Source organism: Rhodococcus sp. SMB37 (genome assembly GCF_004345605.1).
GTDB lineage: Bacteria > Actinomycetota > Actinomycetes > Mycobacteriales > Mycobacteriaceae > Rhodococcus.
Genome location: NZ_SLVY01000022.1, coordinates 38449 through 64070, shown reverse-complemented (window position 1 = coordinate 64070; position 25622 = coordinate 38449). Strand labels below are relative to the sequence as shown.

Here is a 25622-nt window from a genome sequence, read left to right as displayed (position 1 = left end):
TGCCCATTCCGGACGAACTACGCTTCTGACGTGTCCCGCCGACAATCGCCGCCGACCCGAGCTCGCGACAGCGACCGCGCCCGGACGCGCACACGTCTCGACCTCGCCTACGCCGAAGGGCAGGTCACGACCGAAGAGTGGCGCGACCTCGTCGCACGCGCCGAAAATGCGAAGACGCTGCCGGAACTCGCCGATCTCGTTCGCGACCTGCAACCGCCCGCCGAACCCGAGGACGACCGGTCCGGAAAGGCGTCCGGTAGATGGATCGCGCCGGTGGTCGCGGGTGTGGCGATCGTCGCTGTCGGTGCCGTTGTGTGGGGTGCGCTTCCCGACCGGGGTACACCGCCGCCGGGGGAGCCGGTCGCGGTAGCACCCGCCGTCGCTCCGGACCCGGTCGACGAGGACGACGGCGGTGAGGACGACGGCGGTGTCGAGCCGATCGTCGTCGACGTTGTCGATCCACTCGAGCCGGGTGGGCTCGCACGGGTCGTCGACGACTACCGAGCCGCGTTCGGCGATACCGTCGTGCATACCTTCGGGGTGTATCCGGACTTCGCGACCGTGGAGCGCGCGGAGAGCGAGTCGTCGAATCGGGTCGTCGGCTACACCTATCGGGGTGGATTCCAGCGATCGGGATCACCCCCGAGCAATCGGATGAGCACGTACTCCGATCTCGATCTTTCGACGATCGACGTCGCGGCGTTCTCCGATCTGGTGGCCCGTGCGCCGGAACTGCTGGGTCGGCCCGGCGGCAGCGTGACGCACGTGCTCGTCCGCAACGACGGCATGGTGACGATGAACGTGTACGTAGACGACGACACCCGCGGCAGCGGATACGTCAAAGCGACCGCGGCCGGCGAGATCCTGCGGACGTACGAATGATCGAGCGCCTTCCCGCTCGGGCGTTCGCAGCCGGAGTGGTGACGCTCGCACTGGTCAGCGGTGTTGTGTCGTACCTGATGGTGCAGCCCGACCCGGCCGTCGACACCACGCGGGTGACTGCGGCCCCGGCCGAGGTCGCAGCCTCGGCCTCTGCCCCGAGCCTCGTCACGGCGGCGGGGCTCGAGCAGTTCCGCCGCGACTACCGCGACCGGTTCGGCGACACGCTGCTCGACGAGGCAACACTCCACGACGAGTACGCGAGTATCGAGCGTGCGGTGCCGCACTCGCCGGATCGCGTCATGCCGTATTCGTATCGCGGCACTTTCGAGTCGGATCATTCCCCGACGACGCGACCCGTCGGTACACCCGAGTTCGATCTCGACGCCCTGGATGTCCCGCTGCTCGCTCGATACTTGGCCGGGGCCCCCCAGTCGGTGGGTGTGCCGGACGGCTCGGTGAGCCATGTGGGCCTGGGAATCGACGTCGGGGAAGCCACCGTGAGCATCTACGTGTCGAACCGCGCGCAGGAGAACGGGTACCTGGTCCTGACACCGGACGGACGTGTCCTCGCCGTGCGGAGGTTCGAACCGTGAGCGGCGACAGGACGGCTCGCGCACGCGACGTGGACCGCGCTCGGACGTGCACGTGGCTGGACGCGGCCGCGGCGGACGGGCAGATCGACGCGACGGAACACGAATATCGGATCGAACAGTCGTACGGCGCCTGCACTCTCACCGACCTCGACGCGCTCGTGGAGGACCTGCAACCGCCCGGCGGCAGCGCCGTTCGCTCTGCCGGACCGGACTCCTGGACCCTGCGGTGGATCGTCGTGGGCGCTGCCGTGATCCTCGGCTCGACTGCCGGTGTGGTGCTCGGACTCCTCTAGTTCTCGCGCACCTTCCATCGCGGGCCTTCCGTGTGCACCTATCGGGACACGCGTATGGTTCTATATATCGGTGCGATATAGTTTTGCATCGCATCAGTCGGTCAGGTTCGAACGGACGTAGGAGGTGGCCCCATTGCTCGAGCTGGCAATCCTCGGGCTGCTTCTCGAATCGCCCATGCACGGTTACGAGCTCCGCAAGCGATTGACCGGGCTTCTGGGCGCATTCCGCGCCTTCTCGTACGGGTCGCTGTATCCGACATTGCGGCGGATGAAGGCCGATGGCCTCATCGCCGAAGAGGATGCCGGAGTCCCCGGGCCGGTGAAGCGGCGCGCTCGTCGCGTGTACCAGCTCACCCCGGTAGGCCGGGAACGGTTCACCGAACTGGTGGCCGACACGGGCCCACAGAACTACACCGATGACGGATTCGGCGTTCACCTCGCTTTTTTCAGCCGGACACCCGCGGAAGCGCGGATGCGGATTCTGGAAGGCAGGCGACGCCAGGTCGAGGAGCGCCGAGAAGGCCTTCGCGACGCCATCGGGCGGGCGAGCGGCACATTGGATCGCTATACCCGTCAGCTACACCAACTCGGCCTCGAGTCCAGCGAACGTGAAGTCCGCTGGCTCAACGAACTCATCGCCGCCGAGCAGTCGTCAGCAGCAAGCAGAAAAGAAGGAGAACCCGACCATGGGTGAGAACAGCACCTCGGTGCGCGTGGCCATTGTGGGCGTGGGGAACTGTGCCTCGTCTCTGGTTCAGGGCGTCGAGTACTACAAGGACGCCGACGCCACCACGACCGTCCCCGGTCTGATGCACGTCGAATTCGGTCAGTACCACGTGCGCGACGTCAAGTTCGTCGCCGCGTTCGACGTCGACGCCAAGAAGGTCGGGTTCGATCTCTCCGAAGCAATCCTCGCCAGCGAGAACAACACCATCAAGATCACGGACGTGCCGCCCACCGGCGTCACCGTCCAGCGTGGTCACACCCTCGATGGCATCGGCAAGTACTACGCCGAGACCATCGAGTTGTCCGACGCCGAGCCCGTCGACATCGTCCAGGCGCTCAAGGACGCCGAGGTCGACGTTCTCGTGTCGTACCTGCCCGTCGGGTCCGACGAGGCCGACAAGTTCTACGCCCAGTGCTGCATCGACGCGGGCGTGGCGTTCGTCAACGCTCTCCCGGTGTTCATCGCCTCTGACCCGGTGTGGGCCAAGAAGTTCACCGACGCCGGTGTCCCGATCGTCGGCGACGACATCAAGTCGCAGGTCGGCGCCACCATCACACACCGCGTGATGGCGAAGCTGTTCGAGGATCGCGGCGTCGTGCTCGACCGCACCTACCAGCTCAATGTCGGTGGCAACATGGACTTCAAGAACATGCTCGAGCGTGAGCGTCTCGAGTCCAAGAAGGTCTCCAAGACCCAGGCCGTCACGTCGAACCTCAACGGCCCGCTGGCCGGCAAGGTCCACGATCGCGACGTCCACATCGGCCCGTCCGACTACGTTCAGTGGCTCGACGACCGCAAGTGGGCATACGTCCGCCTCGAGGGTCGTGCCTTCGGTGACGCCCCGCTGAACCTCGAGTACAAGCTCGAGGTGTGGGACTCGCCGAACTCCGCCGGCATCATCATCGACGCGATCCGCGCCGCGAAGATCGCCAAGGACCGCGGCCTCGGTGGCCCGATTCTCCCGGCATCCGCTTACCTGATGAAGTCCCCGCCGGTCCAGATGGCCGACGACAAGGCTCGCACCGAGCTCGAGGCCTTCATCATCGGCGCCGAGTAACTCGGCACTGCGAACGCGCTGTGGCGGTGGGAGAGTCTCCGGACTCACCCACCGCCACAGCTGTTCTATGGGTTGTCAGGTGCTCCCGGAGCGTCGTGCCGCTGTACTCGGCGCGGAACAGACCTCGCTCGACGAGTCTCGGAACAACTTCGTCGAAGAAAATTCCCAACGAACCCCACGAACCGCCGGGCAGCGCGATGAAGCCATCCATCGCACCCTTCTCCGCCCGCTCCACGATCTGCGCAACAGCGTCGTCCGCAGTGCCCACCACGACCCAGTGCGCCGACGCGACGATCTCGGGCCGTTCGAGCAACTCCGCTACGGTCGGGCGGTCGCGCAGCACCATCCGACGCACCAGTTCGGCGTGGGTTCTGCTGCGCACCGGCCGATTCGGATCGGGGAGGTCGTCTACCGGCACCGGTCCATCGGGGTCGAGCCCTCGCAGGTCGATGCCCAATGTCGCCTCGACGAACGTGAACTTCCGCTCTCGACTCATCCGAGCGTGGGTCTCGCGATGCAGCTCGCGGGCATGCGCCGACGTCGGCGCGAGGAACATGCTCAGCCCGGGCATCACCACGAGCGAATCCGGTGTGCGGCCGAGCCGTTCGGCTCGTGCACCCAGATCATTCCGCAGTTCGATTCCCGCATCCACATCCGGCGTTGCTGCGAACACCGCGTCGGCCACCGTGGCGGCAAATTCTCTTCCCTCGGGCGAGGAGCCGGCCTGGAACAGCGGAATCTGTCCCGACGCCGGCTCCGGCACGGTGAGCGGACCTGCCACCGAGAGGAATTCGCCCACGTGGTCGACCGGCCCCACTGCCGACGGGTCGGCGTACACCCCGTTGTCGCGGTCGACCCGGAGTGCGTCGTGTGGATAACTCGCCCACAGTTTCTGCACGACCGAGGTGACTTCGGCGGCACGCGCGTACCGCTCCTGCGAGCTCGGCATGTCGGCGAGCCCGAAGTTGGCCTGCCCGTCGAGGGACGTGACGATGTTCCAGCCCGCACGCCCGCCGCTGACCCGGTTGAGCGACTGCAATTGCCGCGCCACCGCGTACGGCGGCAAGAACGTCGTCGACGCGGTCGAGACCAGACCGATCCGGCTCGTTTCTCGGGCAAGCGTGGCCAGCAGGATCATGGGATCGAGGCTGCTGAATCCCGGCCCGCCGGAGAGCGCTACCGGGTCGAGGAATTGAGAGTCCGGTTTGAAGACGAAATCGAGTTTCGCGTCCTCACTGCGCCGTGCGAGATCGACGTAGAGGTCGCTGTCGAAGATCTCGCCGACACGGCTGTCGCGGCGTCGCCACGCATCGCCCGACAACCACGTCGGTGACAGCGACAGGCCGATGTGAAGCTTCTTTCCGTTCATGGTCAGGTCATACGCCGTACCACCGACAACGGCAACACCTTCATTGCGTATGCGAGCGGGATCCACGGCCACCCCGGCACGTATGCCTTGGCCGGCTCCTTCTCGATCGCCGCAGCCAGTGCACGACAACCGGTTTCGGTATCGACGATGAACGGGACCTTCTTCACCTTCTCGTTGATCTCCGACCGGATGTAGCCGGGGAAGATGGTGCTGACGTCGATCCCGGTGCCCGCCAGGTCCGATCGCATCCCCTCTCCGAGGGCCGCGACCGCGGCTTTCGACGCACCGTAGGTCGTCATGTTGCGCGGCATCCCGCGCAATGCGCTCATCGACGAGATCAGGACGACGTGCCCCGCATTACGCGGACGCATGAGCTCGAGCGCCGCCTCACTCTGGGCGAGGGCACCGAGAAAATTGGTCTGTGCAGTCTGCACGTTCGCGTGGAAGTAGCCCGTGCCCAACGGCTGTCCTTTGCCGAGGCCCGCATTGACGATCACCCGGTCGAGACCGCCGAGTTCCTCGTCGAACTCACGGAAGACGGTGAAGACGTCGTCGTGCCGGTTGACGTCCAGCGACCGCACAGCGACCGTGATATGCGGATGCTCGGCGAGCAGTTCCGACCGCAGTGTGTCGAGGCGATCGACCCGGCGAGCGGCGAGCGCGAGATTGCGTCCCCGTGCGGCGAATTCGCGGGCCATTCCGGCACCCAGGCCGGAGCTCGCTCCGGTGATGAGGATGTTGCGTCGCTGTGGCCGACTCATCGGCCCTCCTTCTCGAGTTGGTCGATGAGTTCGTTGCACCGGGAGTCGAGGTAACCGACGACCACCCAGAAGTCCTTGAACGCGGGGTTGGTGGTGTGCCCGTGGTGATAACGATAGTAGATCTGCTGGGCGATCACGGCGAGCCGGAACAGGCCGAAGACCTCGTAGAATCCCCAGTCGTCCACCGGCATCCCGGATTTCTTCGAGTAGTACTCGACGATCTCACGGCGGGTGAGCATGCCGGGCAGGTCCGACGGCTGCCGCTTGGTGGCGAGCATCATCGGGTCGTCGTCGGCCTGCACCCAGTACGCGAGCGACGACCCCAGGTCCATGAGCGGATCGCCGATCGTCGCAAGTTCCCAGTCGAGCACCGCAACCGGCCGCAGCGGATCGTCCGCGTCGAGCACCACATTGTCGAGCCGGAAATCTCCGTGCACGACCGTCGACGCGACGTCGGCGGGCTGTGTCTCGTCGAGCCAGCGGGTTACGCGCGCGAAATCGGGGACGTTGTCGGTCCGGACCTTCGCGTAGCGCTTGGTCCAGCCCGCAACCTGCCGCGCGACGTATCCGGTGCCGCGGCTGAATTCGTTCAGCCCGGAGGTCTCGGGGTCGACACCGTGCAGTTCGACGAGCAGGTCGACGATCCGCAGGCACAGGGCACGGGTCTGTTCCGGCGTCAGATCCAGAGTGGTCGGCGGGTCGGTCCGCAGGATCGTGCCGGGCACGCGTTCCATGACGTAGAAATCGCTGCCGAGCACGCTGTGGTCGGTGCACATGCCGACCATGGCCGGCACGTGCGGATAGGCCGGTGCGAGCAGCGACTGGATGCGGTACTCACGCGCCATGTCGTGCCCGGACGACGGTTTCGCCCCGGCCGGCGGACGGCGCAGCACGAGATCTCGATCCGGATAGCGCAGCAGGTAGGTCAGATTGGACGCGCCACCCGAGAATTGACGCACCTCCGGAATCCCTGCGATGCCGGCGTGCTCGCCGAGCCACGTTGCGACGGCCCGAACGTCGAACGTGTCCTCGTCGCGGACCACACGTGCATTGTCGGGAAGCTCGCTCACTCCGGTATCTCCATCTCAGTTGTATTTGCCGAGTTCGAATCGTGCCACGAGGCCTTGATGCACCTCGTCGGGGCCGTCCGCAAGGCGCAGTGCCCGCGCTGCCGTCCAGGCACCGGCGAGCGGGAAGTCGTCGGACAGTCCTGCGCCACCGTGGATCTGGATCGCGAAATCGATGATCTGTTGCGCGACCCGCGGTGCGGCGACCTTGATCTCGGAGACCGCGGATCGGGCACCTGCCAGACCCTGCGTGTCGAGCAGCCATGCGGCGTGCAGGACGAGCAGTCGGAGCTGGTTGATGGCGATGCGGGCATCGGCGATGCGTTCACGGTTGCCGCCGAGGTTGACGATCGGTTTGCCGAAGGCCGTCCGGTCGAGGCCGCGGCGGCATGCGAGTTCGAGTGTGTGCTCGGCGAGCCCGACCAGGCGCATGCAGTGATGGATGCGACCCGGACCGAGACGACCCTGAGCGATCTCGAAACCGCGGCCCGGCCCGGCGATCACCGCATCCAGGGGGAGCCTGACCTCGGTGAACGACACCTCGCCGTGCCCACCGGGTTCGTCGAAATATCCCATCGCCGGGAGCATGCGTTCGATCGTCACCCCGGGTGTGTCGATCGGGACGAGGACCATCGAATGCTGCTGGTACTTGTGCGCGTTCGGGTCGGTCAGGCCCATGAAGATCAGTACCTTGCAGTCGGGGTGCCCGATACCGGTGCTCCACCATTTGCGTCCGTTCAGGACCACCTCGTCGCCGTCGACGACGGCGGTCGCGGCCATGTTGGTGGCATCCGACGAGGCGACGTCGGGTTCGGTCATGCAGAACGCCGACCGGATCTCACCGTCGAGCAGCGGGCGCAGCCACCGTTCCTTCTGTTCGGCGCTGCCGTAGTGGTGGAGCACCTCCATGTTCCCGGTGTCGGGCGCATCGCAGTTGAACACGGCCGACGCGAACATCGACCGGCCCATCTCCTCGGCGAGCGGCGCGTAGTCGATGTTGGACAGGCCCGCACCCAGGTCCGGGTCGGGGAGGAAGAGATTCCACAGTCCGGCCTCGCGGGCCTTGCGCTGCAGTTCGCGGAATTCCGGCGAGACGGACCAGCTGCCGGTGTCGTCGCGACGTTGGGCGAGCGCCTCGCTCCGCACGGCACGCACGTGCCGTTCGACGGGTTCGACTTCGGCGGCGATGAAGCTGCGCAGCCGCTCGAGATAGTCGAGGCTCCGCGCGGACTGTCCGAAATCCATGAAGGCTCCGTCCTCAATTGAGCAATGCTCAGTTAGGCTATCGAGGTGAGCACTCCCCGACAAGCCCCGGATGTCAGACGCCGGCTGCCACCCGAGGAGCGTCGACGCCAACTCGTCGCGGTAGGCCTTCAGGAGCTGTCGATCCGGCCGATCCATGCACTGTCGATCGACCGTGTCGCCGAGATCGCCGGTATCTCACGTGGCCTGCTCTTCCGATATTTCCCCACGAAGCAGGACTTCTACGTCGCGGTCGTGGGTGCCGCGTCCCGCCGTATGTTGCGCGCGGCCGCAGCGAGCCCGGACGATCCCGACCCGCTTCGAGCGGGCCTGAGCGCATTCGTCTCGTTCGTCGACCGCCACCGCGACAATTATCAGGCGTTCTTCCACGGCGGGTTCGGCGCCGACCCGCAGATCCGCGAGATCCACGAGGAGGTCAGGAACACGATGGTCGGGCGAATCCTGGCCGCCACGGGAGCAGCACCGGATCCGCTCACCACCATGAGACTGCGCGGCTGGTGGTCGATGGTCGAATCACTTGCGGTAGACCGCACCACCGCCCCGGACACCTCGGTCGACGATGTGGTCGACTACAGCATCACCGTGCTGCGGACCGTCGTGCTCGACGACCACGCAGCACGACCCGACCTCACATCCCCGGGATCTGGATCGTGACGCCGGGGAACACCTCGATCTGCGGCGGCAACTGAACCTGCGGCGGAATCTCGACCGGCGGCGCCGGGATCGTGATCGGCGGCAAGTCGCTCAGGCCGGGGAGTTCGAACCCGGGCACCGGACGTCCGGTGGTCGTCGGAGCGGTGATGCCCGCGTCGGCCGGCACGCCCGCCTGTCCACCGACCGGGTCGGGCCACGGGAAGCTCTCCACATCGGTGCCCTCGAGCGCGACGTCCATCGTGTCCTTCCAGATGTCGGAAGGCAGGCTCGAGCCGTATATGGAGCCACCCCACAGATTGGTGATCGGCCCTGCATCCGAGGTACCGATCCAGACAGCAGTCGAGAGGGACGGGGTGTACCCGACCATCCACGCGTCCTTGTTCATGCCGGTGTCGCCGAGCTGGGTGGTGCCGGTCTTTGCCGCAGACGGCCGACCGCCGGCGAGCGCGTGGCCACGCGAGTACGCCGCGACCGGCAACAGCGCCTGGGTGACGTTGTCGGCCACTGCCGGGTCGATGCGATCCTCGCCGGGCGACGCCGGCCGGTCGAGGAGGACCTCACCGTCGGAAGTGGTGACCTTCTGCACGAAGTACGGCTGATGGAAGGTGCCCGACGCCGCGAGGGTTGCATACGCCGACGCCATGTCGATCACGCGCGACTGGTACTGGCCGAGCACGATGCCACCTTCGGGGATGCCGTTGGCCTCGGTGAGCGAGGTGCCCTCGACCCCGGGAATCTCCATGGGGATACCCGCGTCGTGCGCTGCGTCGGCGATCTTCTGAGGACCGTTCTCCATGGACATCATCAGCCGGTAGAAACTGGTGTTCAGCGACCGCTTCGTCGCCTCCGCGATCGTGCACCTGCCACACGACTCACCTTCGACGTTGTTGATCTCGAGGTTGCCGACGGTCAGCGGCGTGCTGTCGTAGCGGGTACCGAGACCGATTCCCTCACGCAAAGCCGCGACCAGGCCGAACGCCTTGAACGACGAACCGGTCTGCAGCGGCGCCTGGGCGTAGTCGTAACCCGCACCCTCCTCACCGCCGTAGTACGCCCGCACCGCACCGGAGCGCGGGTCGACGGACACCACGGCGGTCCGCAGGTCCTCGGGTTCACCCTCGAGGTTGCCCCGCGCCGCGTCGACCGCGGCCTGCTGGGCCACGGGATCGATCGTGGTGACGATGCGCAGGCCCTCGGTGTTGAGCACCTGCTCGCTGACTCCGGCTGCGGAGAGCTCACGCAGCACCTGAGACCGGATCAGTCCTTCGGGGCCGGGTGCCTCGTTGGCTCGCGCCAACTGATCCGACGGGACGGTCTCCGGGAAGGCCGCTTCCATGCGGTCACCGGAGCTGAGCACGCCCATCTCGACCATGCCGTCGAGGACGTAGTTCCAGCGCGCCTCGATCGCGGGGCGATTGAATTCGGGATCGAGCGACGACGGCGTCTGGATGACACCGGCGAGCACCGCGCCCTCGGAGACCGACAGGTCGCCGACCTGTTTGCCGAAATACGCCTGCGACGCGGCCGCGATACCGTAGGCGCCGCGGCCGAAGTAGATGGTGTTCAGGTACGCCTCGAGGATCTCGTCCTTCGACCATTCCCGGGCCATCTTCGAGGAGATGACCAGCTCCTTCATCTTGCGGGTGAGGGTGCGATCGGCGCCGACGAGCACGTTCTTGACGTACTGCTGGGTGATCGTGGAGCCGCCACCGGCGCTGTCCTTGCCCATGACGTTGTCGCGGGCCGCGCGCACGAATCCGGAGATCGAGAAACCCGGATTGCTGTAGAAGTCGCGGTCCTCGGCGGAGAGCACTGCGTTGCGGACGTGTTCGGGGACCTCGTCGATACCGACCTCGACGCGATTACCCTCCGGCGGCACCACCCGGGTGATCTCGGTGGTGTCGTCGGCAGCGTAGATACGAGCGATCTGGTTGGTCGTCAGGTCGGACGGGCGGGGAACCTCTGCCGAGACGTACGCGCCGGCGAACACTCCGATCGGCGCGAGAATCAGCAGCGCCACCACCACGAGTACGACATATCGGACGGTTCGCCACCGCCGTGACTTCGAATCAGCGGAACTGCGTCCACTGGCGGACGTCGACGGATTCGGGGGACTCACACGTACCACTTTCTCCAGGATGGGAACTCGGCAGATTCTTCCATCCTGCCGACAGCATGGTACGAAGTCACGCGCAGAAGTGACGTACGCAGCACTAGGACGAATCTGTGCGGCGCCACGCACGGTATGTGAACCACCACGCAAGCACGAACCCTGCCAGCACCAGTGACGGCACGATACCGGGCTCCGGTGACAGCATTTCTGCGACAGCCCCCACCACCGCCATCACGGCAAAGACCGTGATGACACCGAGCAGCATCTCGAGTCGCTGACGGCGGGGGAGTCGACGACTCACGACTTCACGCCACCCGCCGTCAGACCCGAGATGATCCGACGCTGGAAGATCAGCACCATCACGACCAGCGGCACCATCACCAGCGTGCCACCTGCCATGATCGACGCATACGGCGTCACATACGGGTCGGTGCCGGTGAACCGCGCCATCGCCACCGTCACCGGGGCCGTCCGTTCACTCGAGAGCTGCGACATGAGCAGGTATTCGTTGACCGTCGCGATGAACGCGAGGATCGCGGTGGTGAACAACGCGGGCGCCGCAAGCGGCAGCATGATCAGGCGGAACGCCTGCCCACGGGTCGCGCCGTCCATGCGCGCAGCTTCCTCGAGTTCCCACGGCAATTCGGAGAAGAACGAGGTGAGCGTGTACACCGTCAGCGGAAGCACGAACGAGATGTTCGGAATGATCAGCGCCTGGTAGCTGCCGATCCAGCCGATGTCGGTGAACAACTGGAACAGTGGTGTCACGAGTGCGACGACGGGGAACATCGAGGCACCGAGAATGATACCGGTGACGAAGTACTTGCCCCGGAACTCGAAACGCGACAGCGCGTACGCGGTGAACACACCGATGAGCAGTGCGATCGCGGTGGTCGCCCCGGCGATGATGACGCTGTTCATCAGCGCACGGGAGAAGTTGACCTTGGCGTCGGGGTCGAGCGCATCGGCGAAGTTCTGCAGGGTCGGATTCGTCGGCCACAGACTCGTGCTGAACGTCTCGGATGGATCGCGCAGCGCCGTCACGACCATCCAGTAGCACGGGGCGAGCCCCCAGACGATGATTAGCGCCACCCCGAGGTAGGTGCCGATTGTTCCCATCCGGAACCTGCCCGCACGCTTGGGGCCGGGCGGCGGGGTCTCGTCGGCAGACGTCTCGGTGGCGGTGACAGTGCCGGTCATGCGACGTCTCCCTTACGCTGCTTCTCCTGCGTACTGACCGCATTGGCGCCGAGGAACCGCACCAGGATGAAGGCGACCGCGAAGATGATGAGGAATGTGATCGTCGACAACGCGGACGCCGAGTTGGCGCCTTGACGCATCTGGTCGACGACCAGCACGGAAATCGTCGAGGTCGCGGGGTTGGAGCCCATCATGATGGCCGGCAGGTCGTACATGCGCAGCGCGTCCATGGTGCGGAACAGGATCGCGACCATGAGCGCGGGCTTGACGAGGGGCAACGTGATCTGGGTGAAGCGCTGCCAGGCGTTCGCGCCGTCGACCTTCGCCGCCTCGTACACATCCGACGGAATCATCTGCAGGCCCGCGAGGATGAGCAACGCCATGAACGGCGCGGTCTTCCACACGTCGGCGACGATGATCGCGAAGCGGGCGGGCCACGGATCGGCGGTCCACAGGATGTCGGTGCCGAGCATCTTGTTGGCGATACCGTCGTTGGCGAAGATGAAGAACCACAGCTTGGCGGTCACTGCGGTGGGGATGGCCCACGGCACCAGAACCGACGCACGCAGCAGACCGCGGCCGCGGATCGACTTGGCCATCACGAGCGCCATCGCGAAACCGATCACTGTCTCGATCGACACCGTCACGACAGTGAAGAAGAAGGTGTTGAAGATCGACTGCCAGAACTGAGAACCGAGGGTTCCCGGCGGGCAGGGGATCGAACCGGTGGCAGTACCGCAGGTCTGGGTGATCCAGCGGGTGTAGTTCTCGATACCCACGAACCCGCCCGTGACGAACCGGCCCGTATCGGGGTCGAGCGTCTTCGCGTCGCCGTGCAGCGACATCCAGACCGCTCTGCCGAGCGGGTACAGGATGATCACCGCGAGGACGATCATCGACGGCGCGATGAACATCCACACCGGCACCTTCCGCCGGGCCTTGGCCGGCGGAGCCGTCATCGGCGGCGGCGCGGGCGCGCGGTGCCGTCCGGCCACACGTCCGCGGCCGGGACCATCGGTCCCGACCGCGGTGTCGTGTGGCGGATCCGCGGGCTTTCCGACCTGCGGTTCTGCCATCTACTGCTCCTAGTGGATCAGTTGCCGGCGGTTTCGATGCCGGCCTGCGTGTCGTCCAGGGCCTGCTGGACGGGCTTCTCGCCCCGGATCGCAGCGTAAGCGTTGTCGGAGATCGCCTTCGACACGGCCGAGTAGTACGGCGACGACGGACGCGGCTTCGCGCTCTCGAGAGCTTCCTTCAGTGTCGAGAAGTACGGGTACTGCTCGAGGATCTCCGGGTCGTCGTAGACCTCGGCGAGGACCGGTGCGCCACCGACCTCGGCGTAGTACTCCTGCGACTGACGGGTCTGCATGAACTCGAGGAAGTCGCGAGCCGTCGCCGGAGCGTCCGTGAACGCGCTGATGCCGACGTTGTAGCCGCCGAGGGTGGACACGCCCGGACCGTCGACGCCCGGGAGCACCGCGATGCCGTAGTTGCCGGCGACCGACGTCTCTTCACCGTCGGTGTAGAAACCGGGCCACGTACGCATGAACAGGGCTTCGCCGTTGCCGAAAGCAGTCTGCGACTCACCCTCGGTGTAGGTCTGTGCGGCAGCGGGGATCGTGCCGTCCTCGAAGGAATCGACGATGAACTGCAGGCCCTCGGCCGTCTGCTCGTCGATGGCCGGGGTGAGGCCGTCCTCGGCGACGAAGCTGCCACCGAAGGCGTTGACGATCTCGGTGACGTTGACCGTCAGTCCCTCGTAGTTGCTGAACTGGCCGATGTAGCAGGCGATACCCGCTTCCTCTGCCTTCGGGCATTCCGCCTTCAGCTCGTCCCACGTGGCGGGCGCCTGATCGACGAGGTCGGTGCGGTAGTACAGGAATGCACCGTTGGTGTTCTTCGGCGCTGCGTACAGCGTGCCGTTGTAGGTGCCGGATTCGACGGTCGCGGGCAGCAGGCCGTCGGTATCGATCGCGTTGTCACCCTCGAGCGGCAGCAGCCAGCCGTTGGCAGCGAACTCGGCGGTGTTCGTGACGTCGACGGCGACGAGGTCGTACTCGTCGCTCTGCGCCTGCATACGCTGCGCGATATCGGCGTACTGGTCGTTGGCCTCGCGCGCGAGCGGCTTGAAGGTGACCTGCTCGTCGGGGTTCTCGGCGTTCCAGTCGGCGATGATGTTCTCGAGCGCTGCGTTCAAGGGGTCCTGCCCCTCGACGATGGTGATCGGGCCGCGACCCTCGTCGGATGCGGCGGCGCCCGTGTCGGAGCCGGTGTCGCTGCCACCGTCGTCGGAGCCACATGCCGTCAGAACCAGCAGCGCCGCCGAGGAGGCGGCGATGACAGCTCTGCGCATCGCCTTCTTGTTCAAAGCCATGTACATCTCCCGTGTGAGATCGGAAAATCAACTCGCCGGTAACCCCTGGGCCACCGACACCGGCCACTACTGTGGCACGGGCCACCCCGAAAAGTCGGCATTCCGCCCATCCTTTATCGGTTCTGTGTCGGGGACCGCAGCCGCCACACGCGGCCCGAATCGACCCGTTCAGCCGATGCGAAGACCATCCGACGTCTTGAACACGTGCACGTGGTTCGGGTCGAACCGCAGGTGGACGCGGTCGCCCTTCTGCGGTGGGGTGCGCCAGTCACTGCGCGCAACGATCTCCTGACGGATTCCACCGATCGTGGCGTTGCCGTACACGTACGCGTCCGAACCCAATTCCTCGAGGACATCCACATCGACGGGGAGCCCGTCGGTGGCGATCTCGAGGTGCTCCGGCCGGATGCCGATCGTCACCTCCGTCTCGGTCACCTGCCCGAGGATGTCGCGGGGCACCTGGACGTGGACGTCGCCCACCATGACTCCGCGTTCGACGACAGGAAGGGTGAACAGATTCATTGCGGGTGAGCCCATGAATCCGGCGACGAACACATTGGCCGGCTGGTTGTAGAGCACGCGCGGCGACGCGCACTGCTGCAGGATTCCCTTGTCGAGCACGGCGACGCGGTCGCCCATCGTCATGGCCTCGACCTGGTCGTGGGTGACGTAGACGGTGGTGGTGTTCAGACGACGCTGCAACTGCGCGATCTGCGTGCGGGTCTGTACGCGCAGTTTGGCGTCGAGGTTCGACAGCGGCTCGTCCATGAGGAAGACCTGCGGTTCCCGCACGATCGCACGCCCCATGGCGACGCGCTGCCGTTGACCGCCGGAGAGGGCCTTCGGCTTGCGGTCGAGGTACTGCTCGAGGTCGAGCATCTTGGCGACCTCGGTGACCCGCTCACGGATCCGGTGTTTCGGGGTCTTCGCGAGCTTGAGCGCGAATCCCATGTTCTCGGCCACCGACATGTGCGGGTACAGCGCGTAGTTCTGGAACACCATCGCGATGTCGCGTTCCTTGGGATCCTGTGCGGTGACGTCGTCGGCTCCGATGAGGATGCGGCCACTGTGGACCTGTTCGAGTCCTGCGAGCATCCGCAGCGACGTCGACTTACCGCAACCGGAGGGCCCGACCAGGACAAGGAACTCGCCGTCCTCGATCTCGAGATCCAGTGCGTCGACCGCAGGTGTACTCGAGCCGGGGAACAGACAGGTCGTCTTGTCGAAGGTCACCGAGGCCATCGCAGATCCTTTCCGAAGCGGACACGCTCGTGCGCTACCGGAATCTACCGTGCGTCTTCGTGGTCCACCGCCACCGGCGCGTCGTCGTCGCCCCACACCTGGATCCCACGGACCCCCGGCACATCGCCACGATGGAAGACCGGGTCGCGTCCCTGCTTGCGTTGTGCGCTGTAGTTGTGGAACAACGCGTACGCGATACCCGACAACGGGACCAGCGCGATGAGGTTGACCGTCGCCATCACGCCCATCGCGAGGTCGGCGATCGCCCACACCAGCGGGACCGAGCCGATCGCGCCGAGGAACACGCACACCACCACGGCCGAACGCAGATAGGGCAGGGCCTTCCGCGAACCGGTGAGGAACTCGATGTTCGATTCGCTGTAGTAGTAGTTGCCGATGACCGAGGTGAAGGCCAGGAAAAAGATGAGGACCGCGAAGAAGTGCACGGTCCAATCGCCGAGCTGCAACGCCAACGCATTCTGGGTCAACGCAGCGCCCTCGAGTCCCGAACCGAACTCCGGATCGGACAACAGGATGATGAACCCGGTGATCGAGCACACCAGCCACGTGTCGAAGTAGACGCCGAGGCTCTGCACGAGACCCTGTTTGACCGGGTGCGACACCGATGCGGTCGCGCCGGCGTTCGGGGCCGACCCCATGCCTGCCTCGTTCGAGAACAGGCCGCGCCGGATGCCGTACATGAACGCGGCACCGAACCCGCCTCCCGCGATCTCGCGGATGCCGAAGGCGTTCTCGAACACCAACTTGAACATCCCGGGGACCTCACCGATGTTGAGGACCACCACGATGATTCCGATGATCAGGTAGGCGATGGCCATGACCGGCACCACCACCTGCGACACACTCGAGATCCGCCGCACCCCACCGAAGATGACCAGGGCGACGAGGATCGCCACGCCGATGCCGATACCGACCTGCAGACCAGTCGTCTTCTCACCCACCGAACTCGACACCGCGTCGACGATCGAGTTGGTCTGCACGGCGTTGAACACGAATCCGTAGGTGATCGTGATGATCACCGCGAAGATCATGCCCATCCACCGTTTACCGAGCCCGTATTGCATGTAGTAGGCCGGGCCGCCCCGGAACGCACCCTTGTCGCGCACCTTGTACAGCTGCGCGAGAGTCGACTCGACGAAGGCGGTGGAGGCACCGACCAGCGCCATCGCCCACATCCAGAACAGTGCGCCGGGGCCGCCGATACTGATCGCGATCGCGACGCCCGCGATGTTGCCCGTTCCCACCCGCGACGCCGCCGAAATGGAGAATGCCCGGAACGCCGAGATCCCCTTCTCCCCGTCGGGGAGGTCCTCGGCCTTCTCCACGATGGATCGCAGCATGTCGGGGATCAGCCGGATCTGGATGAACCGTGACCGGAACGAGTAGTACAGCCCGGACCCCACGAGAAGCGCGATGACCGCGTACCAGTACCAGTCGTTGATGTCGGTGACGAATTCGACCGCGGTGTCCATTCCACTGATCTTGGCGGTCGGGGAACGGTTCCGCAGGGTTTCGACCCGGAATCGCCTCAGATCCGGTCGGCGAGCCGGGTGCCCTGCTCGATCGCACGTTTGGCGTCCAGTTCCGCCGCGACGTCGGCGCCGCCGATCACGTGCGTCACCACCCCGGCGAGGGTGAGCCCGTCCACGAGATCACGAACCGATTCCTGTCCCGCGCACACGATGATCGTGTCGACCGGCAGCACCCGATGCTCGCCCCCGTCCTTGCCGAGAGCGATGTGCAGACCGTCGTCGTCGATCCTTTCGTAGCTCACGCCCGAGATCTCGTGGACACCCTTGTGCTTCAGTGCGGCTCGATGTACCCAGCCGCTCGTCTTGCCCAGTTTCGCCCCGATCCGCGCCGGACTGCGCTGCAGCAGGTAGACCTCGCGGGGCGACGGCGAAGGCTGCGGAGTGGTCAACGCTCCGGGCGCATCCTCGTCGTCACTGACACCCCATTCGCGTTTCCATTCGGCGAGATCCGTCGCCGGGGAAGTGGTGTGGGTGAGGAACTCGGAAACGTCGACGCCGATGCCACCCGCACCGATCACCGCAACCCGCTCACCGATCGGCGCACCGCCGCGCACGGCCTGCGCATAGGTCAGCACGCTGGGATGGTCGATGCCGTCGATGGTCGGTACTCGCGGCGTGACACCGGTCGCGACGACGACCTCGTCGAATCCGTTCGTCAGGTCGGCGACCGTTGCGCGCGTATTCAACCGGACGTCGACGCCGGTGAGCTCCAGTTGTCGCGTGTAATACCGCAGGGTCTCGGCGAATTCCTCCTTGCCCGGGATGAGACGGGCAATGCCGAACTGGCCACCGATCTGCGCATCCGCCTCGAACAGGCTGACGCGATGGCCACGCCGCGCGAGGTTCACCGCGGCCGACAGGCCCGCGGGACCGGCACCGACGACCGCGACAGATTTGCTGCGGCGCGTGGGCGAGAGCAGCAACTCGGTTTCCCGTCCGGCGCGTGGGTTGAGCAGGCACGAGACGTGTTTGTTCACGAATGCGTGATCGAGACACGCCTGGTTGCATGCGATACAGGTGTTGATCTCATCCGGTGCGCCCGCGGCGGCTTTGCGCACCCAGTCGGGGTCGGCGAGCATCGGCCGCGCAAGCGACACCAGGTCGGCGCGACCGTCGGCGAGAATCTCCTCCGCAGTCTCGGGCATGTTGATGCGGTTGGATGCCGCGACCGGAATGCTCACATGCTTCGCGAGTCTCGCGGTGAAGTCGACGAATGCGGCGCGAGGCACGGAAGTGACGATCGTCGGTACCCGCGATTCGTGCCAGCCGATGTCGGTGTTCAGCAGCGTGGCGCCGGCCGCCTCGACTTCCTGTGCGACCGAGACGATCTCGTCCCAGCTCTGACCTCGGTCGACGAGATCTGCCATCGACAGCCGGAAGGAGATCACGAAGTCGGGGCCGACGGCCTCGCGGACTCCGCGGACGATCTCCACGGCCAGGCGGCGACGCTTCTCGGGTGTGCCGCCCCACTCGTCGGTGCGCCGGTTGGTGCGTTCCGCCAGGAACTGGTTGATGAAATACCCTTCACCACCCATGATTTCGACTCCGTCGTAACCCGCCTGCTGCGCGAGCCCGGCGCACCGGACGAATGCGCGGATCTGTCTGCGCACACCCCATGACGTGAGTCGCCTCGGGCGGAACGGGTTGATGGGTGCCTTGATCGACGATGCCGACACGCTCAGCGGCCAATAGCTGTACCGGCCCGCGTGCAGGATCTGCAGCACGATGCGGCCACCTTCGGCGTGCACGGCATCGGTGATCGTGCGGTGCCGCCGGGCCTCGATCCGGTTGGTGAGCTTGGCTCCGAACGGCAACAGCCATCCGGTCCTGGTCGGTGCGTAACCGCCGGTCACGATGAGCGAGACCCCGCCGCGGGCACGTTCGGCGAAGTAGGCGGCGAGTCGGCCGGTGTTCTTGGCGCGGTCCTCGAGCCCGGTGTGCATCGAGCCCATGATCACGCGGTTCGGCAGGGTGATCGAGCCCAGGTCGAGCGGCGACAGCAGGGTGGGGTAGGGGTCTGTTGTTGTCACGGATGATCCTGTCCGGAAGGTGGTGTGAGAGCGTCGAGCATGTCCTGGCACCAGTCGCGGAAACCTTCCTCGACGCGGATTCCGCCACGCAGCACCAGGTACTGATGCAGCGCAGGACCGGTAAGTGGGGCAGGACCGGTGAGCGAGGCCGGCGCCGGAAAGTCCCGCTTCTCGATGAGCCGATACACGTCGAGGCGAGCGTCGTGAGCGTCGCGATGACGGGTGATCTCCGCGAGCAACTCGACCATGGTGCCGGGCCGGGCGGCACGGATCTTGACGGCCAGTTCGCTGCGCAGGTGGTCAGGTTCCGACGGCTGCGCGATCCAGCGGTCGAGTTCGGCGTGTCCGGCTGCGGCCACGGTGTAGATCTTCTTGTCGGGGCGGCCGTCCTGCGGCACGGTCTCGCAGGTCACCCAGCCACGTTCCTCCATCCGTCGCAGGACCCGGTAGATCTGCTGATGGGTCGCGCTGTGGAAGAACCCGATGGATTTGTCGAAGCGACGAGCCAGCTCGTAGCCGGATCCGGCGTGCTCGTCGAGTGAGACGAGCAGCGCGTGTTCGAGTGCCATGCAGACATTATGCAACCAGGTGCATATGCAATCAAGTGCACTTCATCGGTGACCGGATCTTCGAGGGCAGGACCCTCTACGCTCGACGCGTGAGTTCGGACAAGATGCTGACCCGCATCGGCGGCCTGTTGCGGCAGGCGGAGTCGACCGACAACCCGCACGAGGCCGATGCCTTCCTCGCAGCCGCCCAGCGGCTCGCCACCTCCGCCTCGGTCGATCTCGCGGTGGCCCGCACCCATGCGACCGCCAAGGAACGCCGTGCGACACCGGTGCAACGACTCATCACCATCGGGGAGGCCGGAAAGAAGGGGCTGCGCACGTATGCGCAGCTGTTCCTGGCGATCGCGGCCGCCAACGACGTGCAGTGCGACATCACCGCCACCTCCACGGTGATCTACGCGTACGGCTTCACCGGCGACATCGACGTGTGCGAGGCCCTCTACTCGTCGCTGCTGGTGCAGATGGTGCGCGCATCCGACGCCTACCTGCGCTCCGGCACCTACAAGGACGAGACGACGGTGCAGACGGTGGTCGAACGCCGTGGGGGCCGGCAGGTCCGCACGCGGGTGCGGAAACCCGTCGCGGGCGTCACCGCACGCCTGAACTTCCAGTCGGCGTTCGCCGCGCGGATCGGCACGCGCCTCGCCGAGGCGAAACACGACACCGAACGCGAAGCCGAGGAATCGACGCCCGGAACCGCTCTCGTCCTGCGCGGCAAGGAACTCGAGTTGCGCGATTTCTACCGCATGACCTCGCAAGCGCGAGGAAGCTGGCGTGGGAACCGCGTAGCGACGCGGTCCACGGATGCGCAGAGAGCCGGCGACCGCGCCGGGCGCACCGCGCGACTCGGCAGCTCACCCGAACTGCCACCCGCCGCGAGGAGGTTGGAACGGTGACCAAGGTCCGTGACACGAAGAGAACATCCGTGTACGAGGCGGAATCTCTCGTACGACGCATGTTCGACCTGGCCGATGAGCGCGGGCTGCGCACCGTCGAGGTCGCCGGGTCGCACGTCACACTCCCGGTCGAACGTCGTTTCGCGTCGCTGGAGTCTGCTCAGCAGTACGTCGACAAGGTGCTCGCATTGAACTGGGTACGCGAGCGCTGGCCGCGCGCCGCGCTACCCGTACGAGTCCGCGCCCGGTCGGGAAATACCGCGGCGCACTACGAAAACGACTGTGCGACCATCGCGCTACCGGTACATCGCGACAATCGGGCCTGGGCGTTCCGCGAACTCGTGGTGCTGCACGAGCTGGCCCACCACCTCGACCCGCAGGACCCGGACGATCCGACCGAGCCCGCCCACGGGCCCGCATTCGTCGACCGGTTCCTGACATTGGTCGACGAGATCATCGGGCCCGAGGCGGCGTTCATGTTACGGGCGTCGGGTATTGCGGTTCGCGAGTGAGCTCGCCTCACATACCGGCGACCTCGACCCGTCCGTACTCGCCGACACCTGCTGCGAGGACGCGCAGGTGGTCGTCCATCGTGCCGAGGGTGTGCTCGATCGCGGTGAGCCGGCTCAGGTAGTGCCCGATCGAGTGTTCGGCGGTGACGCCGATACCGCCGTGCATCTGCACCGCATCCTGCCCGATCTTGCGTGCCGACCGCCCGACCTGCAGCTTCGCACGCGACGCGATCACCGGGTCGACGATGCCGTCGGCCAGCGCCATGGTCGCGTACAGGCTCATACTGGCTGCCAGTTCGTACTGCACGTACATGTCGGCGGCACGGTGCGTCAGAGCCTGGAACGTCGCGAGCGGCACACCGAACTGCTTGCGCTGCTTCAGGTAATCCGCGGTCGAGCGCACCGCCCGATCGATCGCACCGGTCGCCTCGGCGCACAGCACCGCTTGCGCCCTGACCTGCGCTGCGACGATCGCGGCCGACGCATCGGTGGCGTCACCCAGCGGGGTGGCTGCGACGCCGTCGAGCACGATCTGCGCGCCGCGGCGCTCATCGTTGGTGTGGTACGCCGTGCGGGTGAGTCCGTCGGCCTCGGCTGCGACGACGAACAGGCCCACGCCGCTGTCGGGCAGCTGCGCCGACACGATCAGAGTCTCGGCACAATCACCGTGGAGCACAGGATTTTTGCGGCCGGTGAGGGTCCACTCGTCGCCGCTGCGCACGGCGGTGGTGGCCACGGCCGCGGACGGCCAGCGGGTTCCCGGCTCGTCGTGCGCGAAGGCCATCAGCAGCGCACCTTCGGACAGGCGCGGCAGGAAGTCGTCGCGCTGGTCGTCGCTGCCGACCTCCGCGACCAGTCCGCCCGGCAGGTACACGGCAGCGAGTACCGGTTCGGGAGCCAGGGCCGCGCCGAGTTCGGTCGCGACGGCCATGACCTCGACGGGTCCGGCTCCCATTCCGCCGTGCTTCTCGGGCAAAGGCAGGCCGAGCACACCGAGGTCTGCGAGCTGCTGCCACACCTCGCGGCTCCAGCCGAGCTCGCCCTCGGCGACGCGGTTGCGGGTCTCCACGTCGTACGCATCGGCGAGCAGGTCGCGGACGGTCTTGCGGAGCAGGTCCTGTTCGGTATCGAGATCGAAGTTCATGTCCTGGGCCTCACAGTCCGAGAATCGAGGAAGCGATGATCGAACGCTGCACTTCGCTCGACCCGCCGTAGATGGTCACCTTGCGGTTGTTGAGGTAGGTCCCGGTGGTGAGCTGTGCCCACTCCGGCGAATCGATGTCGTCGGAACCGGTGGGGAGCGAATCCGGGCCGGCGATGTCGACAAGGAGTTCGGTGGCAGCCTGCTGAAGTTCGGAGCCACGTATCTTGAGCAGCGACGATGCCGGGTTCGGCTTGCCGTCGGACGAGCTGGCGACGACACGCAGCTGGGTCAGCTCGAGAGCGATCAGCTCGTTCTCGAGTTCGGCGAGGCGGGCGGCGAACAGCGGGTCCTCGAGGAGCGTGCCCTCGCCGAGCCGGGTCTCGGCGGCGAAGCTCTTGGCGCGGGCCAGCTTCACCTTGGTGGCGCCGACGCGGGTGATGCCGATGCGTTCGTTTCCGAGCAGGAACTTCGCGTACGTCCAGCCGGCGTTCTCCTCGCCGACGAGATTCTCGGCCGGCACCCGCACGTCTTCGAAGAAGACTTCGTTGACCTCGTAGCTGCCGTCGATCAGCTTGATCGGGCGCACGGTGATGCCGGGGGTCGACATGTCGATCAGCAGCATCGAGATGCCGGCCTGCTTCTTGACATCGGGATTGGTGCGGACCAGACAGAAGATCCAGTCGGCGTGCTGTCCCAGCGTCGTCCAGGTCTTCTGGCCGTTGACGATGTAGTCGGCGCCGTCGCGCACCGCGCGGGTCTTGAGCGAGGCGAGGTCGGATCCGGCCTCGGGCTCGGAGAATCCCTGGCACCACCAGATGTCGAGGTTCGCCGTGGCAGGAAGGAAACGTTCCTTCATCTCCTGCGACGCGAACTGCGCGAGCACCGGGCCGATCATCGAGGTGTTGAACGGGAGGGGTTCGGGAACCGACGCGAGCTGCATCTCGGTGAGCCAGATGTTGCGCTGCACCGGAGTCCAGTCCTGACCGCCCCACTCTACGGGCCAGTTCGGGACAGCCAGGCCGCGCGCGTTGAGTAGCTGCTGGGCGCGGACGAATTCGTCCTTGCCCAGGGACTTTCCGGCCGCGACCTTCTCGCGCAGCTCAGCGGGGAATTCCGTGGTGTAGAAGGTGCGCAGTTCGTCGCGGAACGCGCGCTCCTCTGCGGTGAGTTTCAGATTCATGGGTGGCCCTCTGTCGCGGTTGTGCGGTGGGGAGACCAGCGGAAAGGCTGCTGATCTGTACTCCCGAACGGTAACCTGACACTGTAAGGTTGTCCAGTACGACAGCCGAAAGGAGATGCACATGGCACGGCCGCGCACCCCGATCCTGAGCCGGGAACTCATCCGCCACACCACGCTGCGTCTCGTCGACGAGCACGGACTCGACGCCCTGTCGATGCGCAAGATCGCAACCGAACTCGACGTACGCGCACCCTCGCTGTACAGCCACTACGCCAACAAGGACGAACTGCTCGACGACATCGCCGCCACCATCGCCGAGAACGTCGACGTCAGCGGATTCGCCGGCGACGACTGGCAGGGTGCCCTCCGCACCTGGGCGCACTCCTACCGGGACGCCCTGGCCGAACACCCCAACATGGTTCCGTTCCTCGCCTCCGGCCCGAGCAACCGTCCCGTCGCACTCGTCCGCGCCGACGCCGTTCACGGCGGACTCACCCGCGCGGGCTGGCCACCGCGGACCGCCACGATGATCGGGGCATCGATCAAATACATCGTCGTCGGGTCGGCGATCACATCGTTCGCCGGCGGATTCATCGACGACATCGACACCTACAACGAGCGCTACCCGCACCTGTCGCAGGCGCATCGACTCCGCGAGTACGCCGCCGAGATCGACCAGGACAGCTTCGAACTGGTGCTCGAGACCTTTCTGTCGGGACTCACCCTGCAGTACGCAGCACTCGACACCCGGTGATCCGGCCAGGCGTCACACCCGCCGCAATCGGACGAACCGGATCCGGCTCCCCGCCTCCCGGAAGTCGGAATCGCTGCCGTCGACCTCGAAGCCCATCGCCGCGGACAACCTCGTCGCGATGCGGCGGTGCTTGTCCGCGTAGTGCACGAAGAATCGCGCACCTTCTTCGGGCTTGAGGAATTCCGCGGTGACCCCGGCCCGCTCACGTCGCGACTCGACGCGCACATGAGGATCGGCCCGCAGATTGCGATACCAGTCGGACGTGGCCCCGAACCCGGCCGCAACGACGAAACCGTCGCGCGTGTCGTCGTAGTTGACGACCTCGAGCACCACATACCGGGGTTTCCGGGTCTTGCGACCACGGTGTTCGAGAAGCAGGAAATGGCGGCCCAGCAGGAAACCGAGGTGCCAGCGGTACAACCGGATCGGCGAGCGGAAGAGCCGACGTCGGATACCGGTGGGCGGCACAACGGCTTTCGTCTCGCGCATGTCCTCCACCATGCACCTACGTGATCGCCGTTGTCGACACGCCGTGCGAACCGTCCCAGCGGATTCCGGCTGCGGCGCGAACACGATCCGAATACGGTTGACGCATGACTCGCTCCATTCGCATCGGACTCCAACTCCAGCCCCAGCAACAACCCGACTACGGCGTCATCCGCGACACGGTGCTGCGCGCCGAGGACGCGGGCGCCGACATCGTCTTCAACTGGGACCACTTCTATCCGCTGTACGGCGACCCCGACGGTGCGCACTTCGAATGCTGGACGATGCTCGGTGCGTGGGCCGAGCAGACCGAACGCGTCGAGATCGGTGCGCTCGTCACCGGCGGCGGCTACCGCAACCCCGACCTGCTGGCCGACATGGCGCGCACCGTCGACCACATCAGCGGCGGTCGCCTCATCCTCGGTATCGGCTCCGGGTGGTTCGAGAAGGATTACGACGAGTACGGCTACGAATTCGGGACCAAGGGGTCGCGGCTCGATCTGCTCGCCGAGTACCTCCCGCGCATCACCTCACGGCTCGGCAAGCTGAACCCGCAACCCACCCGGCACATTCCGCTGCTCATCGGCGGTGGCGGACCCAAGAAGACGCTGCCCCTGGTAGCGAAGTACGCCGATATCTGGCACAGCTTCGGCGAATTCGAGACCCACACGGAGAAGTCGAAGATCCTCGAGGCGCGGTGCACAGATGTGGGACGTTCCCCGTCGGAGATCGAACGGTCGACGTCGTGGCCAGGACTCGAACACGCCGCGGCCTACGTCGACGAAGGCATCAGCCTGTTCACCGTCGGTATCGGCGGGCCCGACTACGACCTCGCACCGCTGATCGAGGCGATCGGGTGGCGCGACGAGAATTCACCGCCGCCCCTGTCCGGTCTCGCCTAGG

General features: G+C 66.0%; 26 protein-coding genes. 10 read left to right on the top strand and 16 right to left on the bottom strand.

The window, feature by feature from the left end:
• The first annotated feature begins 30 nt into the window (after positions 1-30).
• The 5 genes from EV641_RS26295 to EV641_RS26280 all read left to right on the top strand — a co-directional run bounded on the left by EV641_RS26295 (position 31) and on the right by EV641_RS26280 (position 3552).
• On the top strand, positions 31-882 hold the full coding sequence (locus tag EV641_RS26295) for a DUF1707 domain-containing protein (RefSeq protein WP_158289217.1): 852 nt from the start codon (positions 31-33) through the stop codon (positions 880-882).
• Complete coding sequence (locus EV641_RS29350) at positions 879-1475, top strand: hypothetical protein (RefSeq protein ID WP_158289216.1); 597 nt, start codon at positions 879-881, stop codon at positions 1473-1475. The genes EV641_RS26295 and EV641_RS29350 overlap by 4 nt, the downstream gene beginning before the upstream one ends.
• On the top strand, positions 1472-1768 hold the full coding sequence (locus tag EV641_RS29345; RefSeq protein WP_158289215.1) for a DUF1707 domain-containing protein: 297 nt from the start codon (positions 1472-1474) through the stop codon (positions 1766-1768). The genes EV641_RS29350 and EV641_RS29345 overlap by 4 nt, the downstream gene beginning before the upstream one ends.
• Positions 1769-1901: 133 nt before the next feature.
• Positions 1902-2462 carry a PadR family transcriptional regulator gene (locus tag EV641_RS26285; RefSeq protein WP_054810023.1) on the top strand — a complete coding sequence of 187 codons (561 nt, stop codon included), beginning with the start codon at positions 1902-1904 and terminating at the stop codon, positions 2460-2462.
• On the top strand, positions 2455-3552 hold the full coding sequence (locus EV641_RS26280; protein WP_132475960.1) for an inositol-3-phosphate synthase: 1098 nt from the start codon (positions 2455-2457) through the stop codon (positions 3550-3552). The genes EV641_RS26285 and EV641_RS26280 overlap by 8 nt, the downstream gene beginning before the upstream one ends.
• Here EV641_RS26280 and EV641_RS26275 read toward each other — a convergent pair.
• From EV641_RS26275 to EV641_RS26260, 4 genes are read right to left on the bottom strand one after another with little or no spacing between them, the layout of a single operon-like run.
• The gene (locus EV641_RS26275; RefSeq protein WP_132475957.1) at positions 3536-4921 is read right to left on the bottom strand and encodes an NtaA/DmoA family FMN-dependent monooxygenase; all 1386 of its coding nucleotides are present in this window, start codon (positions 4919-4921) and stop codon (positions 3536-3538) included. The genes EV641_RS26280 and EV641_RS26275 overlap by 17 nt on opposite strands.
• Positions 4922-4923: 2 nt before the next feature.
• A complete protein-coding gene (locus EV641_RS26270) occupies positions 4924-5682 on the bottom strand; it encodes an SDR family oxidoreductase (protein ID WP_054716739.1) in 759 nt (252 codons plus the stop codon).
• Positions 5679-6752: a phosphotransferase family protein gene (locus EV641_RS26265; RefSeq protein ID WP_054716742.1), complete on the bottom strand. Its 1074-nt coding sequence runs from the start codon at positions 6750-6752 to the stop codon at positions 5679-5681. The genes EV641_RS26270 and EV641_RS26265 overlap by 4 nt, the downstream gene beginning before the upstream one ends.
• Before the next feature lie 15 nt (positions 6753-6767).
• Positions 6768-7994 (bottom strand): acyl-CoA dehydrogenase family protein, encoded by a 1227-nt coding sequence (locus tag EV641_RS26260; RefSeq protein ID WP_054716745.1) that lies wholly within the window; start codon positions 7992-7994, stop codon positions 6768-6770.
• A gap of 45 nt (positions 7995-8039) precedes the next feature.
• Between EV641_RS26260 and EV641_RS26255 the strand changes: the two genes are divergently transcribed.
• Positions 8040-8666, top strand: a complete 627-nt coding sequence (locus tag EV641_RS26255; RefSeq protein ID WP_054716746.1) for a TetR/AcrR family transcriptional regulator — start codon at positions 8040-8042, stop codon at positions 8664-8666.
• On the opposite strand, the gene EV641_RS26250 is transcribed toward EV641_RS26255, so the two are convergent.
• The 9 genes from EV641_RS26250 to EV641_RS26210 all read right to left on the bottom strand — a co-directional run bounded on the left by EV641_RS26250 (position 8641) and on the right by EV641_RS26210 (position 19747).
• Positions 8641-10785: a transglycosylase domain-containing protein gene (locus EV641_RS26250; protein ID WP_132475954.1), complete on the bottom strand. Its 2145-nt coding sequence runs from the start codon at positions 10783-10785 to the stop codon at positions 8641-8643. The genes EV641_RS26255 and EV641_RS26250 overlap by 26 nt on opposite strands.
• A 94-nt stretch (positions 10786-10879) precedes the next feature.
• On the bottom strand, positions 10880-11080 hold the full coding sequence (locus EV641_RS26245) for a hypothetical protein (protein WP_132475951.1): 201 nt from the start codon (positions 11078-11080) through the stop codon (positions 10880-10882).
• Positions 11077-11898 carry a carbohydrate ABC transporter permease gene (locus EV641_RS26240; RefSeq protein WP_132476002.1) on the bottom strand — a complete coding sequence of 274 codons (822 nt, stop codon included), beginning with the start codon at positions 11896-11898 and terminating at the stop codon, positions 11077-11079. The genes EV641_RS26245 and EV641_RS26240 overlap by 4 nt, the downstream gene beginning before the upstream one ends.
• Positions 11899-11975: 77 nt before the next feature.
• Entirely contained in the window at positions 11976-13055 is a 1080-nt protein-coding gene (locus EV641_RS26235; protein WP_132475948.1) for a sugar ABC transporter permease, read from the bottom strand.
• 17 nt (positions 13056-13072) lie between these two features.
• A complete protein-coding gene (locus tag EV641_RS26230; RefSeq protein ID WP_132475945.1) occupies positions 13073-14353 on the bottom strand; it encodes an ABC transporter substrate-binding protein in 1281 nt (426 codons plus the stop codon).
• 168 nt (positions 14354-14521) lie between these two features.
• Positions 14522-15595: a sn-glycerol-3-phosphate ABC transporter ATP-binding protein UgpC gene (gene ugpC / locus EV641_RS26225; RefSeq protein WP_054717041.1), complete on the bottom strand. Its 1074-nt coding sequence runs from the start codon at positions 15593-15595 to the stop codon at positions 14522-14524.
• Positions 15596-15639: 44 nt separating this feature from the next.
• Positions 15640-17088 (bottom strand): alanine/glycine:cation symporter family protein, encoded by a 1449-nt coding sequence (locus tag EV641_RS26220; RefSeq protein ID WP_054717038.1) that lies wholly within the window; start codon positions 17086-17088, stop codon positions 15640-15642.
• Positions 17089-17144: 56 nt separating this feature from the next.
• Positions 17145-19178 (bottom strand): NADPH-dependent 2,4-dienoyl-CoA reductase, encoded by a 2034-nt coding sequence (locus tag EV641_RS26215; RefSeq protein WP_132475942.1) that lies wholly within the window; start codon positions 19176-19178, stop codon positions 17145-17147.
• Positions 19175-19747, bottom strand: coding sequence for a PadR family transcriptional regulator (locus tag EV641_RS26210; protein ID WP_054717035.1), 573 nt, complete (start codon positions 19745-19747; stop codon positions 19175-19177). Before EV641_RS26210 ends, EV641_RS26215 begins: the two co-directional genes overlap by 4 nt.
• An 89-nt stretch (positions 19748-19836) precedes the next feature.
• On the opposite strand from EV641_RS26210, the gene EV641_RS26205 reads away from it, so the two are divergent.
• Both EV641_RS26205 and EV641_RS26200 read left to right on the top strand, forming a co-directional pair.
• Complete coding sequence (locus EV641_RS26205; RefSeq protein ID WP_132475939.1) at positions 19837-20643, top strand: DUF2786 domain-containing protein; 807 nt, start codon at positions 19837-19839, stop codon at positions 20641-20643.
• Positions 20640-21155, top strand: coding sequence for a TIGR04338 family metallohydrolase (locus tag EV641_RS26200; protein ID WP_132475936.1), 516 nt, complete (start codon positions 20640-20642; stop codon positions 21153-21155). Before EV641_RS26205 ends, EV641_RS26200 begins: the two co-directional genes overlap by 4 nt.
• Positions 21156-21162: 7 nt before the next feature.
• Here EV641_RS26200 and EV641_RS26195 read toward each other — a convergent pair whose 3' ends face one another.
• The gene (locus tag EV641_RS26195; protein WP_132475933.1) at positions 21163-22299 is read right to left on the bottom strand and encodes an acyl-CoA dehydrogenase family protein; all 1137 of its coding nucleotides are present in this window, start codon (positions 22297-22299) and stop codon (positions 21163-21165) included.
• Positions 22300-22309: 10 nt separating this feature from the next.
• The gene (locus tag EV641_RS26190) at positions 22310-23479 is read right to left on the bottom strand and encodes an acyl-CoA dehydrogenase family protein (RefSeq protein ID WP_054719341.1); all 1170 of its coding nucleotides are present in this window, start codon (positions 23477-23479) and stop codon (positions 22310-22312) included.
• Positions 23480-23600: 121 nt separating this feature from the next.
• Between EV641_RS26190 and EV641_RS26185 the strand changes: the two genes are divergently transcribed.
• The gene (locus tag EV641_RS26185; RefSeq protein WP_054719343.1) at positions 23601-24233 is read left to right on the top strand and encodes a TetR/AcrR family transcriptional regulator C-terminal domain-containing protein; all 633 of its coding nucleotides are present in this window, start codon (positions 23601-23603) and stop codon (positions 24231-24233) included.
• Between the two features lie 12 nt (positions 24234-24245).
• Here EV641_RS26185 and EV641_RS26180 read toward each other — a convergent pair whose 3' ends face one another.
• Entirely contained in the window at positions 24246-24722 is a 477-nt protein-coding gene (locus EV641_RS26180; protein WP_132475930.1) for a nitroreductase family deazaflavin-dependent oxidoreductase, read from the bottom strand.
• 104 nt (positions 24723-24826) lie between these two features.
• Between EV641_RS26180 and EV641_RS26175 the strand changes: the two genes are divergently transcribed.
• Positions 24827-25621, top strand: coding sequence for an LLM class F420-dependent oxidoreductase (locus EV641_RS26175; protein WP_132475927.1), 795 nt, complete (start codon positions 24827-24829; stop codon positions 25619-25621).
• The last annotated feature ends 1 nt before the right edge of the window (position 25622 follow it).

What these genes read in the sequence shown, in the direction of transcription:
- EV641_RS29350 (WP_158289216.1), top strand. Translation starts at nt 879, where the DNA reads ATGATCGAGCGCCTTCCCGCTCGGGCGTTCGCAGCCGGAGTGGTGACG.
- EV641_RS26280 (WP_132475960.1), top strand. Translation starts at nt 2,455, where the DNA reads ATGGGTGAGAACAGCACCTCGGTGCGCGTGGCCATTGTGGGCGTGGGG.
- EV641_RS26275 (WP_132475957.1), bottom strand. Translation starts at nt 4,921, where the DNA reads ATGAACGGAAAGAAGCTTCACATCGGCCTGTCGCTGTCACCGACGTGG.
- EV641_RS26270 (WP_054716739.1), bottom strand. Translation starts at nt 5,682, where the DNA reads ATGAGTCGGCCACAGCGACGCAACATCCTCATCACCGGAGCGAGCTCC.
- EV641_RS26260 (WP_054716745.1), bottom strand. Translation starts at nt 7,994, where the DNA reads ATGGATTTCGGACAGTCCGCGCGGAGCCTCGACTATCTCGAGCGGCTG.
- EV641_RS26240 (WP_132476002.1), bottom strand. Translation starts at nt 11,898, where the DNA reads ATGGGAACAATCGGCACCTACCTCGGGGTGGCGCTAATCATCGTCTGG.
- EV641_RS26235 (WP_132475948.1), bottom strand. Translation starts at nt 13,055, where the DNA reads ATGGCAGAACCGCAGGTCGGAAAGCCCGCGGATCCGCCACACGACACC.
- EV641_RS26230 (WP_132475945.1), bottom strand. Translation starts at nt 14,353, where the DNA reads ATGGCTTTGAACAAGAAGGCGATGCGCAGAGCTGTCATCGCCGCCTCC.
- ugpC (WP_054717041.1), bottom strand. Translation starts at nt 15,595, where the DNA reads ATGGCCTCGGTGACCTTCGACAAGACGACCTGTCTGTTCCCCGGCTCG.
- EV641_RS26220 (WP_054717038.1), bottom strand. Translation starts at nt 17,088, where the DNA reads ATGGACACCGCGGTCGAATTCGTCACCGACATCAACGACTGGTACTGG.
- EV641_RS26210 (WP_054717035.1), bottom strand. Translation starts at nt 19,747, where the DNA reads ATGGCACTCGAACACGCGCTGCTCGTCTCACTCGACGAGCACGCCGGA.
- EV641_RS26195 (WP_132475933.1), bottom strand. Translation starts at nt 22,299, where the DNA reads ATGAACTTCGATCTCGATACCGAACAGGACCTGCTCCGCAAGACCGTC.
- EV641_RS26190 (WP_054719341.1), bottom strand. Translation starts at nt 23,479, where the DNA reads ATGAATCTGAAACTCACCGCAGAGGAGCGCGCGTTCCGCGACGAACTG.
- EV641_RS26185 (WP_054719343.1), top strand. Translation starts at nt 23,601, where the DNA reads ATGGCACGGCCGCGCACCCCGATCCTGAGCCGGGAACTCATCCGCCAC.
- EV641_RS26180 (WP_132475930.1), bottom strand. Translation starts at nt 24,722, where the DNA reads ATGCGCGAGACGAAAGCCGTTGTGCCGCCCACCGGTATCCGACGTCGG.
- EV641_RS26175 (WP_132475927.1), top strand. Translation starts at nt 24,827, where the DNA reads ATGACTCGCTCCATTCGCATCGGACTCCAACTCCAGCCCCAGCAACAA.